General features: G+C 52.3%; 4 protein-coding genes and 1 pseudogene. 3 read left to right on the top strand and 2 right to left on the bottom strand.

Features of this window, described 5'->3' with window-relative positions:
• Window positions 1-59 precede the first annotated feature (59 nt).
• A complete protein-coding gene (locus tag AC1DLB_RS25765; protein ID WP_454247258.1) occupies window positions 60-338 on the bottom strand; it encodes a hypothetical protein in 279 nt (92 codons plus the stop codon).
• Between the two features lie 346 nt (window positions 339-684).
• Window positions 685-1,131 carry a GNAT family N-acetyltransferase gene (locus AC1DLB_RS25760; RefSeq protein WP_086946194.1) on the bottom strand — a complete coding sequence of 149 codons (447 nt, stop codon included), beginning with the start codon at window positions 1,129-1,131 and terminating at the stop codon, window positions 685-687.
• Window positions 1,132-1,295: 164 nt separating this feature from the next.
• Here AC1DLB_RS25760 and AC1DLB_RS25755 point away from each other — a divergent pair, with 164 nt between their 5' ends.
• The 3 genes and pseudogenes from AC1DLB_RS25755 to fabV form a co-directional block, all read left to right on the top strand.
• Entirely contained in the window at window positions 1,296-1,601 is a 306-nt protein-coding gene (locus tag AC1DLB_RS25755) for an NIPSNAP family protein (protein WP_477744682.1), read from the top strand.
• 163 nt (window positions 1,602-1,764) lie between these two features.
• Window positions 1,765-1,944: pseudogene (locus tag AC1DLB_RS25750) on the top strand (integrase); the annotation flags it as partial.
• Window positions 1,945-2,150: 206 nt separating this feature from the next.
• On the top strand, window positions 2,151-3,301 hold a 1,151-nt coding region (fabV, locus tag AC1DLB_RS25745; RefSeq protein WP_477785889.1), incomplete at its 3' end, for an enoyl-ACP reductase FabV.

Here is a 3,301-nt window from a genome sequence, read left to right as displayed (position 1 = left end):
GTTGAAAAAATTGGCCGGTTGTAAGTGGGAAATACAGAAGAGGGGGGCGCCGAGTGCATTCAGAAGGCTGCATCGTGAGCGTCCATAGCTTCCGTCAAGCTCCGATACCCATCGCTCCGATCGCGCGGCGAAACCTCGATGAATAGCTCAATCAACTGACTATCAAGGAAGGTTTGATTAGAGGTGTCCAATGGCAGGTTAAAAAAATCAGCGCTTTGTACTGTGTACAGTGAGGTTTGGAAATTCAAAAAACAGACGTATCTCACTGCCGCCGAATCGCTGAGCCGGCGCCATGTGATGATTTGTTGGTAGGTGTCTCCAAGAAAGCCCATGTTCATTTACCCTCTTACTATGCTGGAACGCAGCAGGTGAAGGTATAGCAGTTACATATCACTCTTTGCTCTGGCTACGCGTAAGTCTGTCGATCCTTGGGCATCGATGGCGGTTTCTGGCCGTAATCGGCGAAATCTGAATGACCGCTTTTGGCCGATTCTGTTGAAAAAGTCGGTCTGCCCAAACTGCCTGATCATTGACTGGTGAAAACACCTTTTTTGCACGCTGCTACGTGAAATCTGAGTCCGGAAGCCACTGCAAAAAGTAAAGATTTCAATCTCGGACGCGTACTTTTCTGATACGCAAACCATGGCCGACTTTTTCAACAGAATCGGCCGATAGCTGCCTGAATCAGGCGTCGCCTAGCAGCATGATATGAGTAGCATGGACATCCTCTGTTCGCATGAAACCGCAGTGCAGGTAAAACGCGTCTCCTTCAGACGTATCGGTGGAAAGACGTACGTTCTGAAAGCGAAGAGTGGCATGTGCGACCAGCGCTTTTACTAGCGTTTGACCCACGTGTTGCCCCCTTGAAGAAGCTGCTACGTAAACCCGTCGCAGCCTTGCCGTATTAGTCTCGCCATATGGATCAACTGAAAGGCCTCCGATACCTATCAGTTGCTGGGTGAAATACGCCGCCATAAGACATTCTCCGGGTGCATCGAAGCGATTCGCTCCGGAGTGCCATTCGGCAATCAGCCGAGTGAGAAACCTGAAACCCTCTCCAACTGCCTCTTTTTCCAAGGCTAGAATCTGTGGCGGCAGGTGCGTGATCTGATGAATTTCGACTTGTTTCATGCATCGTCCTTGATTCGGTGTGAAACCGTTTTGGTTGGTCGAGAATCTTCGTGTGCACACTATGAGAGATGCAAGTGGCAGTTATCGACCCAATGCTGCCATCGACGACTCAGCTTATGGCATGTGTAGAATAGTGTTTTCCCCATTTTCAAAGGAATGATCCAGTGATCACTTGCCACGTCAGGTATGTAATCGATCCCTACCAGATCCCGGCTTTCGAAAGCTATTCTCGCCATTGGATTCGTGTGGTGAACCGTATGGGAGGGAACCACCACGGCTACTTTCTACCAGCCGAAGGCGCCAACAATATCGCTTACTGTATATTCAGCTTTTCCAGCCTGGCAGATTATGAGCAGTACCGTAGGGAGGCCGGAGTAGATCCTGAGTGCGTTCAATTGGTGACGCAGGCTACCGAGCAAAAATTCATCCTGAGCTACGAGCGCAGTTTCCTTCGTCCCATTCTTGATTGAACTGACTGTTTTCGACCCAAAGCTGCCGGTGGCGATAGATAGTCAAAAACGGCCAAGTGCGGACTGACACACGGATTCCGTCCATTTGCGCGAGCCAATGGGCACTCCGTAACAACCGCTGAACCTAACGACTTTCGTAGAGAGGCTGCCGATGCAGGACATTCCAACCATGTACGGTAACCACACGCTACGGAGAACTAAGGTATCGCTAATCTATCGCAGGACGAAGAACCTGAGAGCAGTGCAACTCCTGCTTGGCCGTACGAAGCTTGAATGTACCGTTAGATACTTGGGGATCGAGGTCGATGACGCCCTGGAAATGGCGGAACAGACGGACGTCTGACCACCCAACGGTCGAGACTAGACCGTTGCAGTCTCTTGCCAGGCTCTAGGTCGCCAATGCTATATGACCAGTAGGAAGGATTTGTTCAAGCATTGCTTGGCGAGGTACCAATCGCTGCAGATCCTTCATCGTGACGTTCCAGCTATCCAGGCGTCTATAACTTCGTAGCCAAGGTTGGCTCTCATCCTGGAAGAGGGAGATCTTTTATGATCATTAAACCGCGCGTTCGCGGCTTTGTCTGTGTGACTACCCACCCCACTGGCTGCGAAGCCAACGTCAAGAATCAGATCGATTACGTTACTACGAAAGGATTGATCACCGGGGGGCCAAAGAACGTACTGGTGATTGGTGCATCGACCGGATACGGACTTGCTGCGCGTATAACGGCAGCTTTTGGTTGTGGCGCCAGCACTCTCGGTGTGTTTTTCGAACGTGAAGGCGATGAGGGCAAGCTCGGCACCGCCGGCTGGTACAACACAGCGGCCTTTCACACGTTTGCCGAGTCCGACGGCCTCTACGCCAAGAGCATCAACGGCGATGCTTTTTCCGATGAGATCAAACAGAAGACTATCGACGTTATCAAGCGCGACTTCGGGAAGGTCGACCTGGTTGTTTACAGTCTTGCCGCACCGCGCCGGACACACCCCAAGACGGGTGAAGTACTCAGTTCTACCCTCAAGCCGCTCGACAAGGCCGTGACCTTGCGGGGCCTGGATACTGATAAGGAAGTGGTCAAGGACACCACGCTACAACCCGCGATCCAAAGCGAAATCGATGGCACGGTGGCCGTGATGGGCGGCGAAGATTGGCAGATGTGGATCGATGCCTTGCACGAAGCGGGTGTTCTGGCTGATGGGGCGAAAACGACCGCGTTCACTTATCTGGGCGAAAAGCTGACTCATGACATCTACTGGAACGGCTCCATTGGTGCGGCCAAGAAGGACCTGGATCAGAAAGTCCTTGGTATCCGTGAACGGTTGGCTGTTCTGGGAGGCGACGCGCGGGTCTCGGTATTGAAAGCGGTGGTTACCCAGGCAAGTTCAGCTATCCCGATCATGCCGCTGTATCTGTCATTGTTGTTCAAAGTCATGAAGGAGCAGGGCACACACGAGGGATGCGTCGAGCAGGTCTACGCGCTCTACAAAGACAGCTTGTACGGCCATTCTCCAGTTATGGATCAAGAGGGTCGCCTGCGCGCGGACTACAAGGAGCTGGCTCCCGAAGTCCAGGATCGGGTCAAGCAACTATGGGATCAGGTCAGCAATGACAACCTTTATGAACTTACTGATTTTGTCGGTTACAAGGCGGAGTTCCTGCGTCTCTTCGGTTTCGGGATCGAAGGGGTGGACTACGAGGC

The sequence above is a fragment of the Pseudomonas sp. 05N434 genome (genome assembly GCF_056396965.1).
Note: the sequence above shows the minus strand (reverse complement) of the source record. Positions and strands in the feature narration are given on the sequence as shown.

What these genes read in the sequence shown, in the direction of transcription:
- AC1DLB_RS25765 (WP_454247258.1), bottom strand. Translation starts at nt 338, where the DNA reads ATGAACATGGGCTTTCTTGGAGACACCTACCAACAAATCATCACATGG.
- AC1DLB_RS25760 (WP_086946194.1), bottom strand. Translation starts at nt 1,131, where the DNA reads ATGAAACAAGTCGAAATTCATCAGATCACGCACCTGCCGCCACAGATT.